Genomic DNA, 24,782 nt, shown 5'->3' with positions numbered 1-24,782 from the left:
TTATGCCTGACTGATGACCTTGACTAATGCCCAGTTCTCATGCTTTTCTTTTTATTGAGAGAAGCGGGAGCTTTCCCTGCCTCGCTGATTTTGCCCCATTTATGGTTTTGCTTTATAAAAATACTGTTACGTGCAAAGATAATGGTGGAACCACATGGTTCCATAGGCTCTAGGTGTACATATGATACTTGACAGATAACTGTTTTTATAGAAATGGGATACCTGCAGGCCTTATGGTGCAGCACTATCTTTAAGATGATGATTGATCTGATTTGACTAGGTCCAGCGGATAGGGAGGAACTTCAATGATGGAAGATTTTTATAAACATATGATTGAGGATTCCCCGCTTGGATATGCCTATCAAAAGGTTGTTTATGACGATTTGGGCATTCCTGTCGATTACATTTTCCTTGAAGCGAACCCCGCTTTTGAAAATTATACAGGGTTGTCGATTTCTGACATCATTGGGAGAAGCGTAAAAGAGGTATCGCCAGGGATAAAAAACGATTCGTTTGATTGGGTGAAAAGGTATGGAGAGCTTGCCCTGCATGGTGGTTCGATTGAATTCCAGCAATATTCCGAAAACCTTCACCGTCTATTCAGTGTAAAAGCTTATTCCCTGGAAAAAGGCTATTTCATTGTTCGTCTCAGTGAGATGCAGAATGAAGTATCCCTTTTATCGGATTTGAAGAAATTGGTGATTCTTGCTGACCGGTGGCTTTCAGAGACCGAAGGTGACATTGCTTACCGATTGGAGACTGAAAGTCTCAAGAATTTGGTCGATGCCAAGTATTCTATCCTTTACCTGTTTGACGAAAATGGACAGGAGTATCTCAGGCAAGCTATATCCGAAGACAATATGATTTTTGCACAGATAGAAAAGAAATTTGGCATCGATATTATCAAGGACATAAAGGACTTTGGGGTCCAGCATCCCCTGATATTGGAGACTGGAATGACCAGGGTTTATTCCTCCATTTCTGAATTCTATAAAGATAGGGCTCTTACGGCTCTACTGAAACAAGTCGAAAAGGAACTTGGAATAGGAGATGTCGTTTTTGTCAGCATTGGGACCTCCTCAAAAATATTGGGATTCTTCATCCATTTCATGCCCATGGAAAAACGATTCAAGAAACACCAGATTTCAGAGATACATGCAAGACAATTTGGTTTGGCAATTGCCCAGAATACGTCATGGAGACTGTTGCAAAAAGAATTGAATTTCTCAAAGGCCCTTTTTGAGAGTCTTCCAGGATATCTCTATGTATATAATGAAAAAAGCCAGTTGATACGATGGAATAAAGCTCATGAGGAAATGACAGGATATTCATCGGATGAATTGTTTGGCAAAACAATGGAAGATTGGTTTGAGAATGAGGATTTACAGCGAGTGCTTGTTGCAGTAAAAAAAGTATTTGCGACTGGATCAGGTGTAGTTGAGGCTCCTCTGAGACGAAAGGATGGCAGTAAAGTTTGGGTTCGTTCAAGTGGTGTTCCTTTTTCAACCGAAGGAAATAACTATTTTGTAGGAATTGGAATTGACCTCACTGAAAATAAGAAAAAAGAAGAAGCCCTCAAGCAGAGCGAGCAACAATTCAGAAAAGCCATTGAAGAAGCCCCTGTACCTATTCTGTTGCATGCCGAAGATGGTGAAGTGCTGGGTATAAGCCGTGCCTGGCTGGAATTGACAGGCTATTCCAAACAAGAGATTCCTACGATTTCTGCCTGGACGCAAAAGGCCTATGGAGACGGTGCAACACAGGTTGGCAAGCTTATCCAAAATCTCTATTCGCTTGAGGAACGACAATATAATGGATGTTTTTCGATTAGGACCAAGGAAGGAAAATCCTTGGAATGGGATTTTTATTCTACTGCACTTGGAAAAATGCAGGATGGAAGAAAGATCCTGATAAGTGTTGGTGTCGATAGTACTGAAAGGATTGGTCTGGAGCTTGCCCTCAAGGATGAGCGAAATCTTCTCAAGACAACATTGCTTTCTGTAGGTGATGGAATAATCTCCACTGATTTATATGGAGCAATCGTATATATGAATAAAGTAGCGGAAGAGCTGACTGGATGGTCGCAAGAAGAAGCGTCTGGAAAACCTTTTCAGCAAGTATTCAGTTGTCGAAATGAATTGACTGATCTTCCCTCGGATAATATTGTGAAAAAGGTGATTTCCTCCCGAAAGATCCAGGAAATTGCCAATCATACCATTCTCATTTCCAAGAGTGGTATTAATTGGCCTATTGAGGATAGTGCCGCTCCCATTGTGCGTGAGGATGGTAAGGTAATCGGCGTAGTTTTGGTGTTTCGCGATGTTACCGAAAAAAGAAAAAAGAACGAAGAGATTCTTTTCTTGAGCTATCACGATCATTTATCTGGACTCTATAACCGAAGATATTTTGATGATTGCATTGATAGAATTGATAGGGAAGGGCAAGTTCCTGTTTCCCTGCTCATGGCTGATATCAATGGATTGAAGCTTATGAATGATGCCTTTGGATACAAGGCTGGAGATGAACTGCTAATGAAAATCTCGACCATCTTGAAACAGGAGTGTCCTGATATGGGAATTCCAATTCGGGTCGGTGGAGACGAGTTTGTTTTATTGCTTCCAGGAGTTCAGAAATCTGAAGCGGAAGAGCTCATGAATCGGATCAAAAAATTGACTGCAGAGAGCCGCTACCGGAATATGGCTTTATCGATTTCCATCGGAATTGGTTGCAAGTTGGACGCCTCCCAGAATTTACGGAAGATTTACCAGGATGCTGAATCTGATATGTACAAACATAAGTTGTATGAAAGCTTGAGTTTCCGTAGCAAGTCAATCGGCCTTATTACGAGTGCATTATTCGAAAAGAGCAAACGTGAGATGGCTCATTCCCAAAGAGTCGGTGAACTTTGCAAGGTTATTGCCAAGAAAATGAACTTTAGCGATGAAAGAGTCAATCGGATGCAAATTGCCGGACTTATGCACGACATCGGCAAGATTGGGGTATCGGAAGTAATCTTGAACAAACCTCAAGCCTTGAATGATCTTGAATGGGAAAAAATGAAAAAACACCCGGAAATCGGGTATCGAATATTGCTTTCGACACAAGAATATTCCGAGGTGGCGGATTTTATTCTGGCCCATCATGAACGATGGGATGGTGGAGGGTATCCCCGGGGACTTGCCAAGAATGAGATTCCTCTTGAGGCAAGGATCATTTCTGTTGCGGATTCCTTTGATGCCATGACTACCAAACGGACCTATAAAAATGGTTTGGATAGAGACGAGGCAATCGTAGAGATGCAGCGATGTGCAGGAACTCAATTTGATCCGCAAGTAGTGGAAATATTCATTGCCTATTTGCTTGGGACCTGATCAATAAAAAGTGAACGATTTTTGAGAAAACTGAATACTCCTCACCGGTAATGAGCAGGTGTTATTCATATTATTTATATTGACAGATTGACAATTTATGAAAATGTGTTAAATATATAAGTAACCCCGAATGGAGGTACTTATACTATGTATACAACGATTCCCAGGATGCTTGAGACCATAGCAACCACGTATCCTGCTTTCTCTGCACAGTTAGTCAAGGACAGTCAAGGAGTTTTTCAAAGCACCTCGTATTCTCAGCTATTTGCAGATGTAAATGCCTTTGCTGCCTCGCTTTCAAGTCATGGAATACGACGCAAGGATTTGATAGGGCTTATCAGTGATAATCGAAAGGAATGGTTGATAACCGATCTTGCCTTGCTTACCTTGGGGGCCGTAGATGTCCCACGTGGACGTGATGCCATGCCCTATGAACTCAGTTTTATTCTTTCAATCACGGAAGCTGTATATTGTTTTGTCGAGAATGCGGTTCAGCTGCGAAAAGTTCTCAATCTCAAGGACAGCTTGCCGATGCTGAAGTATCTTATTGTCCTGGATAAAGAATTTTCCTCTGAGAGCCTTGCAAATATGTCACTTCCTCCTGATGTGGAAGTTTTTCTATTCTATTCCTTGCTTGAGGAAGGACGCCTTTTGATGGACAGTCCCCTGGAAAGCAAGAAAATCGATGAGGAACGAAAAAAAGGGACCTCAGATGAAGTTGCTACCATTATTTTCACCAGCGGTACTACCGGTGATCCCAAGGGGGTTGTTCTTACTCATGAGAACTTTACATTCCAACTGGAAGAGCTTCCCAAGATAATAACCAAATTTGCACCTGGACAAAGATGGCTCAGTGTATTGCCTGTCTGGCATTCATTTGAAAGGATTCTTCAATATACCATTGTGAGTCAAGCCTCGAGCATAGCCTATTCCAAGCCCCTGGGTTCTGTTTTGCTTGCTGATCTTCAAGCGGTAAATCCCCATTGGATGGGTTCTGTACCCAGAATTTGGGAAGCGGTGAAAGCAGGTGTCTTTGCCAGTACAAAGAATAAGAGTCCCGTGGCCAAGACCCTCTTCAAATTTTTCCTGGCTGTGGCGGATACGTATGATAGGAATAAGGATCTCCTGCTCGGAGAGGTTGCTACTTTCAAAAAGCATTATCGTTTCCTTGATGTCATCAGGTCTTTTCTGCCTACCATGCTGTTATATCCCTTGTACAAGTTGGGTGATCATCTCGTCTACTCAAAGATACAGGAAAAACTCGGCAAGAATTTTCTGGCCGGGGTGAGTGGAGGCGGATCACTTAGTGAGGGTGTTGATAGATTCTTTTCCTCCATAGGGGTGAAACTCCTTGATGGCTATGGATTGACAGAAGCAGCCCCGGTAATTGCAGTGAGACATTTTGACCACTCCATCAAGAGAACTGTTTCTCCTTTGGGAAATACCGAAGTAAAGCTAGTGGATGAGCAGGGCCGAATGGTATCTCCCGGGGAAAAAGGTTTGCTGATGGTTAGGGGAAAGCAGGTCATGAAGGGATATTTCAAACGTCCCGACCTGACTGCGGCAGTCTTGTCATCCGATGGTTGGTTGTCTACCGGGGATCTGGGAATCTGGACCCATGATGGTCAGTTTTCCCTTGCCGGTCGTGCCAAGGATACCATTGTTCTTTCAGGGGGAGAAAATCTGGAACCCGTTCCTATCGAAGCAAAATTATGCGAATGCGAAATGATTGAGATGGCAGTGGTGGTTGGACAAGATAAAAAATATCTTGGTGCCTTGGTCGTTCTTAATCGGAAGCTGGTTGAGGAATATCTTACAGAGCATCAGATACCGTATCTGGTGGATAGTTTGTCAGTAATGAAAGAAGTGCACGATCTCATTGCAGAACGAATACATGAAATCATAAGCGCAAAATATGGTTTCAAGAATTATGAGCATATTTCTCGTTTTACGATTATCAATAAATCCTTCGAAATAGGTCGGGAGCTCAGTGCAAAGCAGGAATTGAAGCGATTTGAAATAAACAGGCTTTATAAGAATGAGATTGATGGACTGTTTGCAAGCTGAAGTTTCTAGTAATATTTAACTAGCAGGTTTTATATTCGACATATGTCTAGGTTTTTGTCAAGAATATTGCTATTTTCCCCTATGTCCTATACAATTACAGAACAAGATAGGCATAGGGGCCATGTATGTTACAGATAATCGGAACGAAAAAATGCAAAGATACTGCCAAAGTCCTACGGGCTTGCAAGGAACGTTCCATTCCCTTCCAATTTGTCGATTTATCCCAGAGGGATTTGTCAGAGGGGGAATGGAAGGCCTTGTTTGCGGCACTGCCTGCCCAAGAATTGCTTGATACTGATTCTGTTTATTATATAAAGAATGGGTATTCCTTTCGTGAGTTTGATAGTATTGAGGAACTGAAGGAACACCCCCAGTTGCTCAAGACTCCAATTCTTCGAAATAAAGGCAAGGTTTCGGTTGGGTATTCAATTGATTCCCTTCTTGCCTGGGGAAACACCTGATGTTGCGATATGCGGTTCTGGGCAGTGGCTCCAGCGGAAATAGTTATGTCTTGACCGATGGCAGCACTTCGATTCTCATTGACCAAGGATACAGTGTAGTGGAATTGGGGAGACGCCTTTCTTCTTTTGGAATTGCTCTTTCATCGGTTGCAGGGGTTTGCGTTACCCATCTGCATCCTGATCATGCCAAGGGTGTCGGAACCCTTGCCCGCAAGCTGGGAGTTCCCGTATATATCCCAGAAGAGGCACAGCAAAAAGAATTGCAAGTAATGGAGAAACTTTCCATTCCTCAGGATTGCTTGAAAACCGTATATCCTGGAAGTTCTTTTTCGATGGGGCCTTTTACGCTTGGTTGTTTTTCTACCAGTCACGATAGTGCAGGCTCGGTGGGGTGGACCATTGGATTGGAAAATAGCAAGGTAATGGTTCTTACCGATACGGGATGTTTTTCCGAAGACCAGTGCAAGCTGGCCGAGGTTGCAGATATCTTATTCCTTGAGGCAAACTATGATGAGCAAATGCTCCTCAAGGGCCCCTATCCGTATTTCTTGAAAAAACGAATCAGTGGGAATTCCGGCCATCTTTCGAATGACCAGGCCCTGGCTTTCCTGCAAACCAGTGGGTTCCATGGTAAACATGTATATTTTATTCATTTATCCGATACTAATAACAATCCCTCAAAACTTGAGCAAGCTGCTGGGCAGAATTTGACTGTTCCTTTTACCGTTTGTGAGAAAGGCAAGTCCTACGGGGGAGATTTGGAGCAATTATGAGCAAAGAAAAAAAAGCCAAGGAAATGAAATGGTCCCTTCGGAAAATCAAGAAACTGAAAAGAACCGATGGTTTGAAGATGAAAGCAGTAAATGCGTACACGATGAATGCCGTTGTCGATTGTTGCGCAAGTCGCTATTCAAAGCGGGTGGCACTGCGTATCTATGGGGATGACGAAAGCAAGATCACCTATTCGCAAATACAAACGATGAAGAATAGCATTGGTCTTTTTTTGGTCGAAAATGGATTTGCCAAAGGTGATAAGATTGCTATTTTAGGCGAAAGTTGTCCAATGTGGATGGTAGCCTATTTCGGTATAACAGGTGTTGGTTGTGTTGCTGTTCCCATCTTGCCTGATTTCTCGGGTAAGGAAGTCTGTTCCATCCTTAAGCAGAGTGGGGCCAAAGGCATTGTCGTAAATGTCAAACATTTCGAGAAGGTTCTTCCTTTTGTAAAGGAGAATCCGCAATTCTTGGTAAGAATGGAAGACTTGTTCCATGTTCCTGACCCACTCAGTTCCCAATTGCAGGATCGTACCCAGTTTGCAGCAGCCCCAGGCCGTGATCTGACCCGACTCAAATTGAATAAGAAGATTCTGGAGAAACGAGAGGAAAGAATTCCAGAAGAAGATGATTTGGCGTCCATTATCTATACCAGTGGAACAACTGGAAATAGCAAGGGTGTCATGCTTACCCATAAAAATCTTGTTTGGAATGCAGATATTTGCTCTGATGTCTATGTTAAATTTAGGCCAGGGAACAAATCACTTTCTATTTTGCCAATCAGCCATGTTTATGAATTCACCACAGGACAAATTCTCCAGTTGCTCAATGGTCTGGAAATATTTTATCTGGGAAAAGCCCCTGCAACGAGTATTTTGCTCCCTGCCCTGAAAACAATCAGGCCGACCATTGTAATGACTGTGCCTCTCCTCATAGAAAAGGTCTATCGAAGTGCTGTCTTGCCGGTATTCAGGGATAATAAAAAATTGCAGACTTGGTTGAAGTGGAATTTTTCCCGAAGATTTATTTCAAGGATTATCGGAAGGAAACTGGAATTGACTTTTGGCGGTAAATTGAAGTTTTTTGGTATCGGTGGAGCGCCCCTTGACGGTGAAGTTGAAAAATTTCTCTACGAAGCTCGTTTTCCCTATGGCATTGGGTATGGTTTGACAGAAACAGCTCCCTTGATAGCCGGTAGCAGTGTCGCAAAACATAAAATCGGGATGATCGGGGAACTGGTTGAACATGTTCAGGTTAAGCTGGAGGAAAAAGATCCTGTTACGGGTGTTGGGGAAATTCTTGTCAAGGGTCCCAATGTCATGCTTGGGTATTATAATAATCCAGCGCTCAATGAAGAATGTTTTACATCTGATGGCTATTTCAAGACAGGTGACCTTGGTTATCTGGATAAAAAAAATCGGCTGTCAATCAAGGGACGTACCAAGACAGTAATTTTGGGCTCTGGTGGAGAGAATATCTACCCGGAGAATATCGAGGCCGTCCTCAATAATCAGGGTTTTGTCACTGAATCGCTGGTAGTTCCTGAGGAAGGGGGCTTGCTTGCCTTGGTCAAGATAGACATTGATTCCTATGCAAAAAAAATGGCCTTGAATGTCAATGATGCACGCTCAGAGGCAATGAAATACTTGTCGAGGCTTCGGGATGAGGTAAACAAGGAGCTTAGTGCTTTCAGCAGGATCAGTTCTGTGGAACTTCAGGAAGAACCGTTCCAGCGAACCCCTACACAAAAAATAAAGAGATTCCTGTATTCAAGGAAGAACAATGATTCAACAAAGGACAAGAAATAGGGTTGAGCCTTCTTTTCCGTTATGCTATACCATCGAAAAGGGAATACTATGTCTAATGTTGATATCAGAATCAAGAAAACGGAATCGCTGGCAACTCCAGATGAGCTCATCAAACAATTTCCGGTAGATGAGGCGACTGCAAACTCAATCAATATTTCACGCCAGACAGTCAATGATATTATCAAGGGAAAGGATCATCGCCTACTGGCTATTGTTGGTCCCTGTTCCATTCACGATACAAAGGCTGCCATTGAATATGCGCATAGATTGAAAGATCTTGCCGACAAGGTAAAAGACGAGATGTATATCGTCATGCGTACCTATTTCGAGAAACCCAGGACTATTCTTGGTTGGAAGGGCTTGATTCTCGATCCAAAGATGGACGGTTCCTATGATATTGGCAGTGGCATTGCCATTGCCCGTTCCTTGCTTCTGGATATTGTTTCAATGGGTATGCCTGTTGGTTGTGAGGTCCTTGACCCGATCATTCCCCAGTATATCGACGAACTGATGAGTTGGTCCTCTATTGGAGCTAGGACAACAGAGAGCCAAATTCATAGAAACCTTGCCAGTGGCTTAAGCGTAGCCGTTGGCTTCAAGAACAGTACCAGTGGCGATTTGAGCAATGCTATCAATGCAATCCAATGCGCCTATGCGCCTGCTTCTTTTATTGGAATGGATAGAAAGGGCGCCAGCACCATTTTTCGTACTACTGGCAATGATTGTTGTCATTTGATTCTTCGTGGAGGGGATAATAGCCCGAACTACTATGAAGACGATGTAGAGAATGCCCGGAATATGATGATAAAGGCTGAGTTGAATCCCGCAATAATAATTGATTGCAGTCATGCCAATTCACGAAAAAACTTTGATCGACAAAAACGAGTGTTACGCTCGGTTATTGATCAAGTATGCTGGGGTGAAAAATCAATAAAGGGGTTTATGCTTGAGAGTAATCTTGTGTGCGGGAGCCAAAAAATTCCTGCGGATCTCTCTGATCTCAAGTATGGAGTCTCTATAACAGATGCTTGTCTGGGATGGGATGAAACTGAGCGAGTATTGATGCATTCCTGCAATATGCTTCAGAATGCCCGTTTGAATGACAATCATTCCATGCCGTTATAGGAGGTTTCTATGGTTCCTTCCGTTTTGGTAATTCTTGCCAATGGGTTTGAGGAAATCGAGGCAATCACCCCGATTGATATGTTGAGACGTAGTGGTGCTAACGTAATGGTCGCCGGATTGGATAATCTGGAAATCCTTGGTTCCCATGGTATCCGAGTTACCTGCGATGCACTTCTTTCTGATTGTAATCAGGGCTATGATTGTGTTGTCTGTCCAGGCGGATCTGTTGGTTCTAAGAATCTGGCCGCTTCCTATGCCGTTTTGGAAAAGTGCATTAAAACTGCACAAACGGGTATTGTTGCCTCCATTTGTGCTGCGACTGCCGTTGTCTTGGGTAGGACAGGATTGCTTGAGAGCCATACCGTAACGGGGTATCCGGGGTCGGAAAAAGAGTGCCCTGGTTTGGTCCTTTCCAAAGAAAGGGTTGTGACCGATGGAAATCTAATAACAGCCCAAGGAGCAGGTTGTGCCTTGGAATTTGCCCTGGCAATCATTACGCGATTGTTTGACCAAAAAACAGCAGATAAACTTTCCAAGCAGGTTATCCAGTAAGGAATTCTGATCTGTTCAACTTGATTTTGCAACTTTGAAAAACTCCGGGAATACCATTGTTTCCTGGAGCTTTTTATATCTTTTTTTTGAGTCTTTTCCTATAAGTATTCACTTGTCAGTAATTACATTCCTTTTCCCTTGGCGATTTTTAATGTTAAGCTTGTCATCTGCTATGAGAGGGCTTAGGATAGAGGGGCCTGTCTTTCTTGACGGGTGAACTATGTTAGGAGGATTGCTCATGAAAAGAAACATTGCTCTTCTGTTCATTCTGTCTTTGTGTATGATTGCTTTCCCGCTTTTTGCAACGGGACAAAACGAGGTAACGGTAACGATACTCGAAACAAGTGATATGCACGGGACTTTTGCTCCCTGGGACTATGCCACTGATTCTCCCCTTGATCAAGGTTGGGCCAAGGTTGCAACTGTCATCAAGCAGGAAAGGGTAAAGGATCCCAGTCTCCTGCTTGTCGATAACGGAGATACTTCCCAGGACAATATGATCCAGGAATTTCGTTTTGATGCTGTTCCCCCTGTTGCAAGGGCGCTCAATTTTCTTGGGTACGATGCCTGGGAATTGGGAAACCATGAGTTCAATTTTGAGTTTGAAAACCTCCAGAGAGAAATTGCGGCGGTGAATGCTCCTGTCTTGGGTGGAAATATATACAAGACAGATGGTACCAGATTTGCTCAACCGTATATAATCAAGAGAGTAAACGGTGTAAGGGTTGCCATTATGGGTCTTGCCCCACCACATATCAATCGGTGGGAAGCTTCCGATCCTGCTCATTTCGACAATATGACCTTTACATCCCCTATGGAAGAAACAGGAAAGATCCTCAAGGAACTGGAAGGAAAGGCTGATGTCATCGTTGCCTTGATCCATTATGGTGAGGAGGGGGAGTATGATACCGAGGGAATCCGCGAAGTTGCAGCTAAGTATGGTGATAAAATTTCCGCTTTTCTCATAGGGCATGCCCATTCGACTCTTCAGGAAGTTGAGAGTAATGGTTCGGTTATCGTAGAACCGGGTAGCAAAGGCTCAGGTGTCGGGAAAGTAGAGATTAAGCTGGTTCAGAAAGTATCTGGCGGAAAATGGTTGATCGAAGGCGTAACAGGTTCAGTAATTCCTGTCAAAGGCCAAAAAATCGAAGCTGATCCAGCCTTCCTTGGTGAGTTCAAGTATGTTGACGATAAGAGTCGTGCCATGGCCAATACTGCGGTTGGAAAGGTCGGTGGGAATTTCTTGCCCTCCTTGAATTGGAATGACATCCCTGGTATTCCAACTGCAATCATGCAAGATACTGCGATGGTTGACTTGATCAATGATATCCAATTGGATGCCACAAAGGCTGATGTATCGCTTGCAGCTCTTTTTGATGCGAACAGCGATCTTCCCAAGGGAGATTTCCGCAAGCGTGATGGTGTAAAAATCTACAAGTATGACAATACGCTCATGGCTGTACGTGTGACGGGTAAGCAATTGAAGGCAATCATGGAATTGCAGGCAGGTTCTTTCTTCAATCAGTATAAAAAGGGAGACGTAACCATTTCCTTTAATTCCAAGATTCGCATGTATAATTATGATATGTTCCAAGGTGTTGCCTATGACATCGATGTATCGAAACCTGTGGGGCAACGTATTTGCAACGTGATTTACAAGGGAAAACCTCTTTCTGATTCCCAAGTTCTTGTTCTTGCCCTCAATAATTATAGATATGGTGGATTGTCGTCCAGTGGCTTGATCAGTTCCAAGAGTGAGGACCTTGTCTATAATAGTGGTTTGGCCATCCGTGACCTTATCAGCGATTATGTGGTAAAGCATGGGACTATCATGCCATCTTGCGACAACAACTGGAAACTTATAGGAGCAGACCTTTCCGACAAGGATGCACAGAGAATTTATGCTCTCGTCCGGGATGGGAAAATTATGCTTCCGACCAGCAGCGATGGGAGAACTCCGAATATCGAGGCCTTGAATGCAAATGATCTCAGGATGAAAAAGATCCTTTGATTTTCCTTTGACTGACTTTGCCGGGTGACCTTTTGGGGTTGCCTGGCTTTTTTTGTAGGACACTTATATAAACTTACGAATTTGTATAAATATATTCATAATATAAAGAGAAATAATTCGAAGTCAGTGTTTGAAACTCACTTGACCATTGGAAAACCAACTGATACTTTCTTACTATGAAGTTTTCAACAAAAGGCAGATATTCCCTGGAGACCATGGTGTTCCTTGCTACCAGCGATACAAGTTGCAGTATTCGTTCAATTAGTGACGCTACAGGCATTTCCAGTGGTTATCTGGAGCAACTGATGATACCACTCAGACGCGCTGGACTGGTTGAATCAGAAAGAGGTGTGCAAGGTGGATACAGACTAGCTCGAACGGGTATTACGTGTCTTGATGTGCTGAACGCAAGCGAGGGAAAGTTTCAACCTGTTCCTTGCAATGGTTGCAAGCGCGAGAAATGCAAGACCCATGCGACTTGGTCCTTATTCAAGAATAATGTCAATGAATTTGCTCGAGCTATTACCTTGGAGTCTTTGGCTTCCCATCTGGTGGAATCTGAACAGGGAGGAGGGATATGAAGATTTCCACCCGCGGACGTTATGGGTTGCGGTTACTTGTTGATTTGGCCGAAAATCATCAGGATCATCCTATTGCCCTTTCCCAGGTTGCGGAAAGACAGGGTGTCAGTGAAAAATATCTGCAGCAAGTTGCCTTGATGTTGACCCGTAACGGGGTTCTGGTCTCTGTAAAAGGTGCAGGTGGTGGCTACCTGCTAAAAGATAATCCTTCAGAGATACTGGTGTATGACGTATTGGATATCTTGGAAGGTGGTTTATCGTTCGATGATCCTTCATTTGGTACACAGACAGCTATTCGACGTTGCTTGCATTCTTATTTCTATCAGAAACTTGACCTTCGGATACAGCAGCTTTTTGAGGGAATGACACTTGCAGATATTGTCCAACAAGAAACTTTTTCCTATTCCATATAACGAGTTATTTAGGTAATAAGGATAGGTTGACATTCGGCATGGTTTTAAATACTATTAAACCTATGATAATACTAGGAATTTAGTCCAAGGGAGATATCGTCATGGCTTCAAAAATTTATAACAACATCACAGAGAAAATAGGAAATACGCCATTGGTTCGTATCAATCGCTTAAATGATGGCTATGCCACTGTTTTGGTCAAGGTTGAAAGCTTTAACCCACTTTCCAGTGTAAAGGACAGAATTGCCTTTGGCATGGTGGAAGGCGCAGAGAAAAGTGGTAAACTTACCAAGGGTTCCGTACTGGTGGAACCGACAAGTGGAAATACAGGAGTAGGCCTTGCTTTTGTTGCTGCGGTAAAAGGGTATCGCTTGATCATCACCATGCCAGAGACCATGAGTGTGGAACGAAGGAAGCTTCTCTCTGCACTTGGTGCGGAACTGGTCTTGACCGAGGGAACCTTGGGAATGAAAGGTGCTATTGAAAAAGCAAACGAGATTGCTGCAAGTATTCCCAATTCCTTTATTCCTTCCCAATTTTCGAATCCTGATAATCCTAAGGTCCATTATGACACCACTGGCCCTGAAATTTGGGAAGATTCAGGACACAACGTGGATATTTTTGTTGCAGGAATCGGTACCGGTGGAACAATCTCAGGGGTAGGTAAATATCTCAAAGAAGTAAATCCAGCGATCAAGATAGTGGGTATCGAACCCTTGACCAGCCCTGTCTTGAGTGCAGGGCATGCAGGGCCTCACAAAATACAAGGCATAGGTGCAGGTTTTATTCCCGAGGTACTTGATCAATCAGTAATCGATGAAGTCTATACCTCCGAGGATGCCAAGGCAGGGGAAACCGCCAGACAGGCTGCCAAGCAGGAAGGTTTACTCATTGGCATCTCTTCTGGGGCTGCTCTGGAGGCAGCTATTTCTCTTTCTCGAAGAAAGGAAAATGAGGGAAAAACCATAGTTGCCTTACTTCCTGATACCGGGGAACGGTATCTTTCCACCTGGTTGTTCTCAGAAGCCTGAACTCAGGAAACTAGCAGAGATCAATGAATTCAGGGATAAGATGGCCTGACTCGTCGAATGTTTTCCCCATACGGAGGGAAAACTTGCAATCCAAGGGGAATCCAAAGATATTCTCAATAAAAAAGGCCTCAGAGCATCGAACCTTGAAAATTCCGATGCTTTGATTGGCCTTTTTTGTATGGAGGCTTGTCTGGGAAAGTTTTATAAGGTTCGCCAAATCTTTTTCGGTTGCAACGTCCACCATGGTTTTTGTCAACGGATCAAAAAGAAAGCCCTCCGCTTGTTTCCAAAGGTTCTCTTCTTTTGAGGAGACGGAAAGCAAGAGTGAAACTCCGCTGTTCCAATCGACGGCAATCAAGGCAAATTTGGTTTTTGCTTTCTCGACCTCTTCTGCGACATCCAATACCCTGCATTGAAGTGGAAAGTTGCTTGCATTGAATTTTTTCTGTAAAATGGTTCGCCCTTCAAGAAATAGGTCCCCAAAACTATATGGTTCGCAAAGCACTTGTTCCCGATTGGGAAGGGATCGAAGTATTTTCCCGATTACTGAGATATCTTCCTGGGAAAAGGTTGCCAAGATGGATTGTTTTGTAAAGGTGATATGGGCATACCTACTGAGAATTCTGTGAATTCTTTCTGTTTCATCAGAAGTCCCAATGATTCGTGTCATACAAGAGGGGATTGTAGGTTGTCTTGTCTGCATAGGTATGGTCTTTTCCTTCACTCCAAGAATACTGCCAGAAGTGGAAAATATCTATCAGAAATACTGAAAAATGACGAAAATGCATCATATAAATGATAGTTTTATGTCAAATTTGGAATTTCAGGGGATTTGCAAGCAGCGGAATAAAAAAGGAGTAAATGAAAACCCTGTATCTGAATTTTTTGAAACCTTGTCAACAAAGAGGCAACTTGATACAGTACGTGTATGGAACATGTTGTACTTGATTTGCAAACCACGCTGTTTTGCGGACAGAGTTTTGGTTGGCTGCAAGAAGGTGATACCTATAGTGCGGTTTTGGATGGAAAACTGGTCCGTATCCGTCAGGAAAACATTCTTGAAAAGTGTTCCCAGGACCTTTTTCTCCAACATTATTTTGATATGGATTGGGAGTATCTTAAGGCTGAGTCTTACCTGGGTTCCTTGGGCTATCCGATGGCAGATGCCGTTGCTCATGCTCAGGGATTGCATATATTGAATCAGGATCCTTGGGAAGTTCTGATAGGTTTTATACTGAGCCAGAATAATAATATCAAACGGATTACCCAGATGTTCCAAAAGCTGGGGAAAGAGTACGGTACTCAAGTGGAATCCGGGCGATATTCCTTTCCCACCCAGAAGCAACTTCAAAAAGCGACTGAAACTGAGTTGCGTGCTCTTGGAATGGGATTCCGCGCTCCTTATATCCTGGACGCCATTCAAAAAAGCTCTTTGCTTGATACAATTCCTCTTTTGGAGTTTGAAGACGCGCTCTTGCAATTGATGACAATTCGAGGAGTTGGTCGCAAGGTCGGTTCCTGTGTCCTTCTTTATGGTTATCATCGAATGGAAGCTTTTCCAATGGATACTTGGATGAAAAAGGCAATGGCTCGTTGGTATCCGCATGAAACCAGTGAAATCTTTTCTCCCTATGCAGCCTTGGCACAACAATATCTTTTCCATTATGTGAGAACCTTGGAGGAGTCCTGATGCAAATCAAGGTAATCGGCATACGTTTAGATCAGATGACTCCCTCAGCTCGTACCTCCTTTCTCTTTTCTCCAAAGCAATTGATTGATGCAACGGTAAAGGTGAAAAAACAAACCAACAGTTGTGCAACAGTCATTCTTTGTACGTGCGACAGAATAGAGGTCTGGTGTCTTGATAGTTCAATTTCCGCCTATGAACCAATGTGCAGGGAACTATCTCTTTCTCCTCTTGCCTGGAAGTCCTATTTTTATGAAAAAGAAGGGACCTCCTCAGTGAGATATCTGTACGAGCTTGCTTGCGGTCTTCATTCCCCGTTGTTTGGCGAAGATCTGATTATCAGCCAATTGAGGGAATCGATTCTTCGCTCGCGACAGTGTGGTTGTACCACCTCTGTATTGGAACAACTTTTCAAAGGGGCCATTACCGTGGCCAAGAAAGTACAATCTACCATCAATCTCACTTTACCCGAAAAAACCATTGCCCTTGCAGTACGGCATCTTCTGGAAATCGAAGGAAAAGTGCCTTCTAATCTGGGTATCCTGATTATCGGAAGCAGTGGATTGGCTCGGTTGGTTGCTCAGGAACTGCTTTGCCTGAAAGTGCCGATTACCATGACGATCAGGGACCTGGAAAAAGCTGATTTCTTGATACCGAATGGGGTTTCCAGAGCTTTGTATGACGAACGTTTTTCCTATTTTTCAGAGGTTGGTGTCGTTATAAGTGCCACCAAGGGGTTGGGCTATACCTTGTGCGAGGGTGATGCTACAGCTCCTCTTTTGTATATTGATCTCTCCAATCCTCCTGATATAGATCCTGCAGTAGGCAAGCTTGCTGGCAAAACTTTATATACACTCAAGGATCTTGATTGTAGGTTGCCTGAGCGGGAAAAAGCGGTAGAACAAGCAAATCGTTTGATTGACCAGGCCCTTGATTTATTTTTCGCTTGGTTTCAGGCAAGATCGAAGATAGCTGGTATACAGGAAATGAGCGAGGAAGCGGCGAACAGTCTGCTCTTTCGTCTTTACGCTCCGCTTTCACATCTTAATCTTGATCCTATTCAGTTATCTGAGTTTAGGAATGTGTTGAAAGAGACAGCAAGAAAGGCTTTTGCTCATGAACTTTATGCACAGGGAAAAATGCTTCATCCCTTGATCTCCCTGGATTTGAGTCATGTCCTGGAAAATTCTAAAGCTTCCTATCCTGGGGATCCAGATATTGTTCTTGAAACGGTGGCGACAGTGGAACAGGAAGGTTATCGCGTAAAAAAAATACAACTGGGAAGCCATAGTGGAACACATCTCGATAGTCCTGGTCATATGTTCTCTTCAGGAAAGACGCTTGATGAATTTTCTATGACAACTTTCTTTGCAAAGGGTTTCGTACTCGATTGCAAGGGGGTATCTGTGATTGATAAGGAACTTGTAAAGGATATTCCCACTGAGATTACTTGTGTCCTGTTCTCTACTGGCTGGGAAGCCTATTGGAATACTGAACGATATCAAGCAGGATTCCCTCTTTTGAACATCGAGGCCGTGGACTTTCTCCTTGAGCGGGGAATAACCCTTTTTGGTTTTGATTGCATGAGCTGCGATGATGAAAAAGAAGAGGACTTCCCGATTCACCGGAAAATCCTCTCGAAAGATTGTCTTGTTCTTGAAAATTTATGTAATTTGCGTACCTTGGTCGGAAAATGCATCGATTTGACAGCGTTGCCACTTTCAGTAAAAGATAGCGATGGCTGTCCCGCCAGAGTTGTGGCGTCCTTCCGTGATTAAGCGATTCTAGAAAACTTTGAAGGTGTTTTCAAAGACTTTCTTCTTTCCCTTTTCGAGAAACATGGTCTCTTTCATATCCTTGAGTTCCAAGGGTCTGGTGGTGTCGCCGAAGGACCACATAGGTTCCAGGCAGACATATTGTCCATGTTTGGGGGAACAAGTCCAGATTACAAAAGTCGGAAAATCATTTCTTTCGACCCGTACCCCGTGCTTTCCGCTCTTGCAACGGAGGGTAATGCTCTTTGATCGTAAGTTTTCAAGAATAATGGGGCCTTTATCTGTTTCAATACGCGACAAATCGAGTAAGGACGTATTGTCCAGGAAATTTTTTTCCGTAACGAATACTCCATTGACAGGATATTTTCTGTCAGTGGTTTCCCTCTTTGTGAATTCCACCTGGTATTGTTCAAGGGAAGTTTCCTTGCCATTCATGTCAAGGCTGAAGGCAGGATGCCAGCCAAAGCTAAAATACTGATCATCCTTGGCCAATATCTGCGCACGGGCACTGTAGCCATCGTTGAGGAGTGTGTAGGTGACCATGAGAGAAAAACCAAAGGGATACATGGCTTTGGTTTGCTCATTGTCTTCCAGAAGAAATACTGCATGGGTATCATCATTTTCCAGAACTGCAAATTCCATGTCACGGGCAAACCCATTGTTTGACATTGGGTAGGTTTTGCCATTCACGGAAATCATATTTTCTTTGGTGGGGCCGGTCATTGGGAAAAGTAGGGGAGCATGCCTGAACCAATATTCCTTGTCTCCGTTCCAGATATATTCTCGATTGTCTTGTATGTTTTTAAGCGATTGGGGCTCTGCTCCGAGAGTTGCTATTTCCATGGAAAAAGTTCCGTTTTGTAAATAAACCATACTACCTCCTAAAAAATGAAACATTGTTTTGAAATAATAATAGAAATAATTTGTATAAGACGCAAGAGGAAGATTCAGATTTTCCAAGAAACCTAAAATATGGTATACTATGCGCAGTGGAGGAACCTGCATATGGATAATAAAACAGTATTTACTCTTGGCAGACAGTTCGGAAGCGGTGGAAGACAGGTAGGGAGAACCTTGGCAAAGAGACTTGGGATTCCGTTTTATGATAAGGAACTTGTTGCATTGAGCGCTCAGGATAGCGGTTTGAGCGAAGCTTTGTTTGCCAATGCAGACGAAAAGGCAACAAGTAGCATCTTCTATTCGCTGGTGATGGGAAACTATCCAATGGCCAGTGGTGCTCTTGGCGTAACCGAGATGCCCTTGAATGACCAGTTATTCCTCATCCAATGCAAGACAATAAAGAAGCTGGCAGAAACAGGTCCTTGTGTCATTGTAGGGCGTTGTGCCGACTATATTCTCAGGGATATGGAGAATGTCTTGAATATCTTTGTCCATGCTTCAATAGAGAACAGAAAAGAGCGTGCCATCCGGGTGTATCAGGTGGAAGAGGCCAAAGCCGAGGATGTCTGTCTCAAGGCGGACAAGCAACGAGCCAATTTTTATAATTATTACAGTGATCGCAAATGGGGCATGTGCCGCACGTACGATTTGAGCCTGGACAGTGGTAAAATTGGAATTGAGGGTTGTGCCGAGCAAATCATTGCCTTTGAAAAAACCTGGAGCAGTCATAAGGGAAAGGGTATCTGATGATTTTTGATGTCTTGGATAATTTGGAGTGGTACCAGAAACAATATCCTTCTGTTGCGCGATTGATTGATATTATGGATCGAAGCCTACCGTATGAGGATGCCGATGGCACCTATTGTGTCGATGGCATCGAGTACGCTGTATCCTCCTATATTTCACACTCCGATGGTCCCATTGAGGAAGCTTCTTTTGATTGCATGCATATTGTCTTGGAAGGTGAGGAGATGATTGCCCTGGAAGAAGAAGGCATTCCCTCAGTGGTTGCCTTGGCAATTCCCGGGCGCTTCATATTGCTGGAGAAAGGCGAGCATTATAAGCCTTCCTTGCAAAATGGAGTCCCTCAACAGGTAAAGAAGGTAATTTTTACGCTTGCAGGGCCTCGGCCCTGAAGCGCTCCCTTTTCCTCCAGAGATGGGAAATCATGAATTTTTCACCATCCTTGGAATTTCCGTCTTGTATTGCTTGCACCAATTTGCGATGTTCGGCCTGAGTTTTCTTGAATCCTGCTTTGTTGATTTCCTGAAAAGAAAGCAAGGCTATTTCATTTAAATTGAGCCTTCCATACATTTGATCGAGCAAGGTATTCTTTGCCAGTTGCACAAGTTTGAGATGGAACTGATAGTGAAGACTTGTGAAAGACTGCATGTCGTGCTGGTCATTTTCCCAAATTGTATCCATTTGATTGAGTATACTTTCCAATTCAGAGGTATTTACAAGGTTATCGCAATCGAGCCGCATTGCAAGTGCCTCAAGATAGGTGCGAACCTCAGTTAACTGTTGGTAATCATTGATGGTCGAGGCTTTTATATAACTTCCACTATGGGGAATGATTACAATGAAACCATTCTGTTCCAATCGTTTCAAGGCCTCTCTGACAGGGGTTCTGGAGCAATGGAAATCATTGGCCAAAGTGTTTTCCGAAAGTTTCTCACCATTGTTCAAGGTTCCTTGAAGAATCTTGAAGCGAAGTGTCTGGTAGATTGTTTCAATAAGGGAAGTGTTTTTCTCTTCATGCATAATAGGACAGAGTATACCCAAAGGATTGTGTCGTGAGAAGTAGAAAAACGGCTTGAATACAAGCTTCCTTTAATGTAATTTTCCGATAAAAAAACCTCTCATGGTTTGCAATGAGAGGTTTCTTTATAAAAACAGGAAAATGATTAGTTGGTTGCAGGAGTTGTAACAGCAGCGGCAGGTGTCGTAGTTGCTGTTGCAGGAGGATCGATACCAACAAGCTCAATATCAAAGACCAACAAGGAATTGGGCTCGATTTTCTGGGTTCCTTCTTCGCCATACCCAAGGGTAGGATGAATCCAGCATCTGATTTGGCTACCGGTATTCATGTTGAGCAGCGCTTCCTGAAAACCAGGAATGACCTGGGATACTCCAAAGTGGGCAGTTGTGCCGGAATCATAGGAGCTCTCAACAACCGTGCCATCAGATAATTGAAGCTGATAATTGACTTCGACTGTATCGGTAGCTGCAGGTTTCGGACCTGTGCCAGCGACCTGTATCTGATATTGGAGACCACTGTCGGTGGTGATGACGCCTTCATTGCTCTTGTTTTGTGCAAGATAATCTTCAGCCTTTGCAAGGTTTTCAACTTTGGCCTTGGCTGACCATTCTGCATATTCCTTTTCAATCTTTGCCTGATATTCAGAAAAAGCACTCTGCATTTCCTCATCGGTAAGCAAGGTTGGATTTGTATAGGCAAAATCCATTATTCCTGCGATGTAAAAATCAGAATTGAGTTCAATGCCTTGTGCTACCATATTGTAGGCTAACAGATACCCATAAGCATAACTGAAGGCATCAGTGGCATCCTCACTGACGGTAAGTGCATTGATTGTATCCAAACTTTCTGCAGGACCAAAATCAGTAGGAGCCTTTCCTGCATTCCAGACGGTGGATTGGTAGGTATCGATATTTGTATACATCTCATCAAGGGTATAAGAACCTGGTACCTTCTGAGTTGCGGAGGCAAGTCCATCCAAGGAGCCCTTGATATAATATCCTCCATGGAAGAAGAGGTTTTGGTTGGCAAAGGATTGGAGAAGAAGATAGCCATAGGTGTAGCTGAAACGTTCAGCAAGGGTCTGGGGAACTTCCATCAGGGAACCGCTGATTGAAAGATCCTTGATCTTCATGGCAACAAGAGGATTGATATATCTGATTGTTTGGGCAACTTCGGCCTGGGCAACTGTTTCGATATAGTCACCGGATGAAAGGGAAGCAATAGGATAACTGCTTACCGTATTTTTATCTGTAGAAAAAACAACGCGGTTGCCTTCTTCTGTGCGGACAGTTATTACGGGAACTGAGTCAGCAGAACTGATTGATATGATTCTACCAGTTACTGCATTCGGAGCCGTTTCTTTCATTCCTGCTGCAAACAATACAGGGACAACGAGCGTCATGGTAAAAAACGCCATGGCACACTTTGCTAATTTGCTTCTGTTCATGTTTATTCCTTTATTTTTTTCTAGAAAATAGATTTCTACCTATTTGTCTAATGTAAGTTCTCTTTGTCCAATCGTCAATGACTCTTTTTAGAAAAAGTTCTTGCCATAAACTTGTAATTCCTATCCAGTAAAATAAATAAGGCATTTTTTGTATTTTTATGAACTTTGTGAAATTGGTTGAAAAGTTGTTTTTTGCATGCTACTGTACGAACAAAGAGGAACCGATAATGCCAATGATTTCCCAAGAGAATGCTACACAAAAAGATATTGCGCTCTTATATGAGACAGTGCGTATTGCCCACGAGGCAAAGGAAAAGGGAAACCATCCTTTCGGAGCTTTGCTTGCCGATGCAAATGGAAATATTCTGCTAGAACAGGGCAATGATCACCTTGGCGGAGGCGCTGCAATGCATGCCGAAACTGCCTTGATGCTCAAAGCCGGGAAACTCTACAGTCCTGAGTTTTTATCTACCTGCAGTCTCTATACTTCAGCAGAACCCTGTGTGATGTGTTGCGGTGCCATGTATTGGACAAATGTCCGTCGCTTGGTATTTGGTATTACCGAAAAACAATTGCTCTCCTTGACCGGAAGCAATGATCAAAATCCAACTTTTGACCTTCCAGCAGGGGAAGTGCTTTCCCATGGGCAAAAGGATATGGTGATCGTAGGCCCGGTATCTGATGCCAATTTGGTGAATGCCATCATTGAGGATCATCTTGGGTTTTGGAATAACTGATGATAACCCTTCCGTATCTGTTGCAAAAAGAGAATATCTGTCGGTTTGAGGATGCTACCTTTTTTATTGGGGATAGAAGGGTTTTTCCGTTTGAAAAAGCCTTTGTACAATGCTTCTCTGTAGAAGAGATAGCTGAGAGTCTCAAAAAGATGGTAACCCAAGGGGGAGGGCCGCTCCAAGTTGCCTTGACCACCCTTTCCTACTGTGGGCACAGAATGGAACAGGGAACGATGAATGCCAACATTTCTACTTTTTCCGAGGCCGTCGCCTGTTTGGTTTCTGCTAGGCCAACCAATACCACCATGGCAAGGGTCCTTGTCGAATTGCTAGAACAGATTACTCTCCTTTTCCAAAAGAATGGCACTATACACGATATAGCTCGGGCCATCGATGATTTGGTTCTGGAAAAGGAACGCTATTTTGATAATATCTATCATTTCATGGGGCAATTGGGATCATCGCTGCTGACCAATGGTGATACTATCCTGACAACCTGCTTTGCTGAGCATACGTTTCTTCTGAGCCTAGCCTATGCAAAGGAAGCTGGTAAGGAAGTCTCCGTCCTGGCCTGTGAAACCAGACCCTATTTACAAGGGGCGCGTTTGACAGCGCCCTCTCTCAGGGAATTGGGAATTCCTGTCAAATTGATTACCGATGGAATGGGAGCAAATTTGCTTTCCCGTGGAAAAGTAAATTTGTATTTTACCGCCGCTGATGTCGTTTGCATGGATGGAACTGTGGTAAATAAGATTGGTACCCTGTCCAACGCTATCGCCTGCGCCTATTACCATATTCCGTATTATGCATTCAGTATTTCACCCGATCGTACGAAACTGGATTCCTCGACGTTGCAAATAGAAGAAAGATCTGGTAGGGAAGTGACGCATTGTCTGGGTTCACGTATTACCGAAGAAGGAATAGAGGCTTTATATCCTTCTTTTGATATAGTCCCTCATTCCTTGGTTGAAGGCCTTGTAACACCCAAGGGAATTCTCAAGCCAAGTGATTTGTCAGGAGCATATCTATGAAAGCAATAATTGGGGGAACAGGAGTCGATTCCCTGCCCGGGATCGAAGCGGAAAGAACACTGGTTTCCACTCCCTATGGGGAAGTGGAACTCTTTAAGGGAAGAGGCAAGGATGCCTCCCTGGTCTTTCTTCCTCGTCATGGGTCGAATCATGAGGTTCCTCCCCACCTGATAAACTATCGGGCAAATATCAAGGCCCTGGCACTTCTTGGAGTCACTAAAGCTATAGGAATCTATGCGGTAGGTTCCATCTCGAATCTCTTGCAACCAGGCAAGATTGGTATTGTCGAGGATTTTATCGATATGACTGGGGGAGGACGGAACCATACCTTTTTTACCGGCGGTAAAGAATTGGTACGACATGTAGCCATGGACTGTGCTTTCGACCCTGCCTTGAATGCCGCTCTCCTGGATGGTGATTCCTCCTTGGTGACAGGTGGTGTCTACTGTTGTACGAATGGACCTCGTCTGGAGACTCCTGCAGAGATCAGATGCTACGGAAGGCTCGGTGCTGACTATGTGGGCATGACGTGCGCGACAGAGGCTTCCTTGGCAAAGGAAGCGGGTCTTCGGTTTGCAGGCTTGGCCTATAGTATTAATTGGGCCGCAGGGGTAGAAGGGAATACCGTGCAATTCATTGATGATTGTGCGATAGAGAAATTGAAAGACCATATGACAAACATATGTCTTCTTGCCTTGGGTGATGACCATGATAAAAACGACTGATATCGTGATAAGGGAAGCTGAGGGTTCCGATGCTTCAAGGCTTCTGGATTATCTGATGAAGATCGGAAAAGAGAGCCAAAACTTGGTTATCGATGAAAAGGGTTTACCCTCTACCCTTGAACAGGAGATTGCTTTCCTTGAAGCAAGGAAAGGTGCATCCAATTCCATCATGCTGCTTGCTTGTTGCAACGACCAGATAGTGGGAACTACCAATTGTGAGGCTTCCCTTCGCTCTCGTATATGTCATGGTGGTGAAATCGGAATATCGGTTGCCAAGGATTTCTGGGGAATGGGAATCGGAACCAAATTACTCGATGCCTTGATTACCTGGGCAAAAAGACAGGAGACAGGGTTGAGTAAGCTGAGTCTCGAGGTGCGTCAGGATAATGAACGTGCCCTTAATCTCTACAGGAAATTTGGCTTTGTCGAGGAAGGGAAGATCAGCAGGCTTTTACGCATAGACGGAGTCTATTATGATGGTGTGCGTATGGTCCTTCTCTGGTCTTGAGATTTCTCTCTGGGTTTATA

24 protein-coding genes are annotated in these 24,782 nt (G+C 43.6%); 19 read left to right on the top strand and 5 right to left on the bottom strand.

The annotated features are described in order from the left end of the window. Positions 1-305: 305 nt before the first annotated feature. From ACHZBG_RS15310 to cysK, 11 genes are all read left to right on the top strand, one after another. Positions 306-3,371 (top strand): PAS domain S-box protein, encoded by a 3,066-nt coding sequence (locus ACHZBG_RS15310; protein ID WP_320130335.1) that lies wholly within the window; start codon positions 306-308, stop codon positions 3,369-3,371. A 147-nt stretch (positions 3,372-3,518) separates the two neighbouring features. Continuing rightward, the gene (locus ACHZBG_RS15305; protein WP_320130334.1) at positions 3,519-5,438 is read left to right on the top strand and encodes a long-chain fatty acid--CoA ligase; all 1,920 of its coding nucleotides are present in this window, start codon (positions 3,519-3,521) and stop codon (positions 5,436-5,438) included. Between the two features lie 125 nt (positions 5,439-5,563). Then, positions 5,564-5,899, top strand: coding sequence for an ArsC/Spx/MgsR family protein (locus ACHZBG_RS15300; protein ID WP_320130333.1), 336 nt, complete (start codon positions 5,564-5,566; stop codon positions 5,897-5,899). After that, the gene (locus ACHZBG_RS15295; RefSeq protein ID WP_320130332.1) at positions 5,899-6,672 is read left to right on the top strand and encodes an MBL fold metallo-hydrolase; all 774 of its coding nucleotides are present in this window, start codon (positions 5,899-5,901) and stop codon (positions 6,670-6,672) included. The genes ACHZBG_RS15300 and ACHZBG_RS15295 overlap by 1 nt, the downstream gene beginning before the upstream one ends. Continuing rightward, the gene (locus tag ACHZBG_RS15290) at positions 6,669-8,480 is read left to right on the top strand and encodes an AMP-binding protein (protein ID WP_320130331.1); all 1,812 of its coding nucleotides are present in this window, start codon (positions 6,669-6,671) and stop codon (positions 8,478-8,480) included. Before ACHZBG_RS15295 ends, ACHZBG_RS15290 begins: the two co-directional genes overlap by 4 nt. Positions 8,481-8,528: 48 nt before the next feature. Continuing rightward, positions 8,529-9,605 carry a 3-deoxy-7-phosphoheptulonate synthase gene (locus tag ACHZBG_RS15285; RefSeq protein WP_320130330.1) on the top strand — a complete coding sequence of 359 codons (1,077 nt, stop codon included), beginning with the start codon at positions 8,529-8,531 and terminating at the stop codon, positions 9,603-9,605. A 9-nt stretch (positions 9,606-9,614) separates the two neighbouring features. Continuing rightward, positions 9,615-10,157 carry a DJ-1 family glyoxalase III gene (locus tag ACHZBG_RS15280; protein ID WP_320130329.1) on the top strand — a complete coding sequence of 181 codons (543 nt, stop codon included), beginning with the start codon at positions 9,615-9,617 and terminating at the stop codon, positions 10,155-10,157. 238 nt (positions 10,158-10,395) lie between these two features. Beyond that, entirely contained in the window at positions 10,396-12,168 is a 1,773-nt protein-coding gene (locus tag ACHZBG_RS15275) for a 5'-nucleotidase C-terminal domain-containing protein (protein WP_320130328.1), read from the top strand. 176 nt (positions 12,169-12,344) lie between these two features. After that, the gene (locus tag ACHZBG_RS15270; RefSeq protein ID WP_320130327.1) at positions 12,345-12,749 is read left to right on the top strand and encodes an Rrf2 family transcriptional regulator; all 405 of its coding nucleotides are present in this window, start codon (positions 12,345-12,347) and stop codon (positions 12,747-12,749) included. After that, positions 12,746-13,162 (top strand): Rrf2 family transcriptional regulator, encoded by a 417-nt coding sequence (locus ACHZBG_RS15265; RefSeq protein WP_320130326.1) that lies wholly within the window; start codon positions 12,746-12,748, stop codon positions 13,160-13,162. The genes ACHZBG_RS15270 and ACHZBG_RS15265 overlap by 4 nt, the downstream gene beginning before the upstream one ends. Positions 13,163-13,263: 101 nt before the next feature. Further along, entirely contained in the window at positions 13,264-14,193 is a 930-nt protein-coding gene (cysK, locus tag ACHZBG_RS15260; RefSeq protein ID WP_320130325.1) for a cysteine synthase A, read from the top strand. A gap of 10 nt (positions 14,194-14,203) precedes the next feature. On the opposite strand, the gene ACHZBG_RS15255 is transcribed toward cysK, so the two are convergent. Both ACHZBG_RS15255 and ACHZBG_RS15250 read right to left on the bottom strand, forming a co-directional pair. Beyond that, positions 14,204-14,863 (bottom strand): hypothetical protein, encoded by a 660-nt coding sequence (locus tag ACHZBG_RS15255; protein ID WP_320130324.1) that lies wholly within the window; start codon positions 14,861-14,863, stop codon positions 14,204-14,206. Next, complete coding sequence (locus tag ACHZBG_RS15250) at positions 14,838-14,984, bottom strand: hypothetical protein (protein WP_320130323.1); 147 nt, start codon at positions 14,982-14,984, stop codon at positions 14,838-14,840. The genes ACHZBG_RS15255 and ACHZBG_RS15250 overlap by 26 nt, the downstream gene beginning before the upstream one ends. 137 nt (positions 14,985-15,121) lie before the next feature. Between ACHZBG_RS15250 and ACHZBG_RS15245 the strand changes: the two genes are divergently transcribed. Beyond that, entirely contained in the window at positions 15,122-15,883 is a 762-nt protein-coding gene (locus tag ACHZBG_RS15245) for a DNA glycosylase (RefSeq protein ID WP_320130322.1), read from the top strand. Then, the gene (locus tag ACHZBG_RS15240) at positions 15,883-17,658 is read left to right on the top strand and encodes a cyclase family protein (RefSeq protein WP_320130321.1); all 1,776 of its coding nucleotides are present in this window, start codon (positions 15,883-15,885) and stop codon (positions 17,656-17,658) included. Before ACHZBG_RS15245 ends, ACHZBG_RS15240 begins: the two co-directional genes overlap by 1 nt. A 6-nt stretch (positions 17,659-17,664) precedes the next feature. Here ACHZBG_RS15240 and ACHZBG_RS15235 read toward each other — a convergent pair whose 3' ends face one another. After that, positions 17,665-18,528 (bottom strand): hypothetical protein, encoded by an 864-nt coding sequence (locus tag ACHZBG_RS15235; protein ID WP_320130320.1) that lies wholly within the window; start codon positions 18,526-18,528, stop codon positions 17,665-17,667. Positions 18,529-18,660: 132 nt separating this feature from the next. On the opposite strand from ACHZBG_RS15235, the gene ACHZBG_RS15230 reads away from it, so the two are divergent. Together ACHZBG_RS15230 and ACHZBG_RS15225 are read left to right on the top strand one after the other, a co-directional pair. After that, a complete protein-coding gene (locus ACHZBG_RS15230; protein ID WP_320130319.1) occupies positions 18,661-19,302 on the top strand; it encodes a cytidylate kinase-like family protein in 642 nt (213 codons plus the stop codon). Then, on the top strand, positions 19,302-19,691 hold the full coding sequence (locus ACHZBG_RS15225) for a hypothetical protein (protein ID WP_320130318.1): 390 nt from the start codon (positions 19,302-19,304) through the stop codon (positions 19,689-19,691). Before ACHZBG_RS15230 ends, ACHZBG_RS15225 begins: the two co-directional genes overlap by 1 nt. Here ACHZBG_RS15225 and ACHZBG_RS15220 read toward each other — a convergent pair. Continuing rightward, positions 19,666-20,319 carry a GntR family transcriptional regulator gene (locus tag ACHZBG_RS15220; protein WP_320130317.1) on the bottom strand — a complete coding sequence of 218 codons (654 nt, stop codon included), beginning with the start codon at positions 20,317-20,319 and terminating at the stop codon, positions 19,666-19,668. The two genes, ACHZBG_RS15225 and ACHZBG_RS15220, sit on opposite strands and share 26 nt — an antisense overlap. 143 nt (positions 20,320-20,462) lie before the next feature. Next, positions 20,463-21,764, bottom strand: coding sequence for an FKBP-type peptidyl-prolyl cis-trans isomerase N-terminal domain-containing protein (locus tag ACHZBG_RS15215; RefSeq protein WP_320130316.1), 1,302 nt, complete (start codon positions 21,762-21,764; stop codon positions 20,463-20,465). Between the two features lie 227 nt (positions 21,765-21,991). On the opposite strand from ACHZBG_RS15215, the gene ACHZBG_RS15210 reads away from it, so the two are divergent. Genes ACHZBG_RS15210 through ACHZBG_RS15195 form a run of 4 tightly spaced genes read left to right on the top strand, consistent with a single transcriptional unit; the run spans position 21,992 to position 24,762 of the window. Beyond that, complete coding sequence (locus ACHZBG_RS15210; protein WP_320130315.1) at positions 21,992-22,501, top strand: nucleoside deaminase; 510 nt, start codon at positions 21,992-21,994, stop codon at positions 22,499-22,501. Beyond that, positions 22,501-23,529, top strand: coding sequence for a translation initiation factor 2 (locus ACHZBG_RS15205; protein ID WP_320130314.1), 1,029 nt, complete (start codon positions 22,501-22,503; stop codon positions 23,527-23,529). Before ACHZBG_RS15210 ends, ACHZBG_RS15205 begins: the two co-directional genes overlap by 1 nt. Next, positions 23,526-24,254, top strand: a complete 729-nt coding sequence (locus ACHZBG_RS15200; RefSeq protein WP_320130313.1) for an MTAP family purine nucleoside phosphorylase — start codon at positions 23,526-23,528, stop codon at positions 24,252-24,254. The genes ACHZBG_RS15205 and ACHZBG_RS15200 overlap by 4 nt, the downstream gene beginning before the upstream one ends. After that, entirely contained in the window at positions 24,238-24,762 is a 525-nt protein-coding gene (locus tag ACHZBG_RS15195; RefSeq protein ID WP_320130312.1) for a GNAT family protein, read from the top strand. Before ACHZBG_RS15200 ends, ACHZBG_RS15195 begins: the two co-directional genes overlap by 17 nt. The last annotated feature ends 20 nt before the right edge of the window (positions 24,763-24,782 follow it).

Origin of the sequence: uncultured Sphaerochaeta sp., from assembly GCF_963676625.2 — a bacterium.
In the GTDB taxonomy this organism is placed as follows: domain Bacteria; phylum Spirochaetota; class Spirochaetia; order Sphaerochaetales; family Sphaerochaetaceae; genus Sphaerochaeta.
This window is presented reverse-complemented; position numbering and strand designations above follow the sequence as displayed.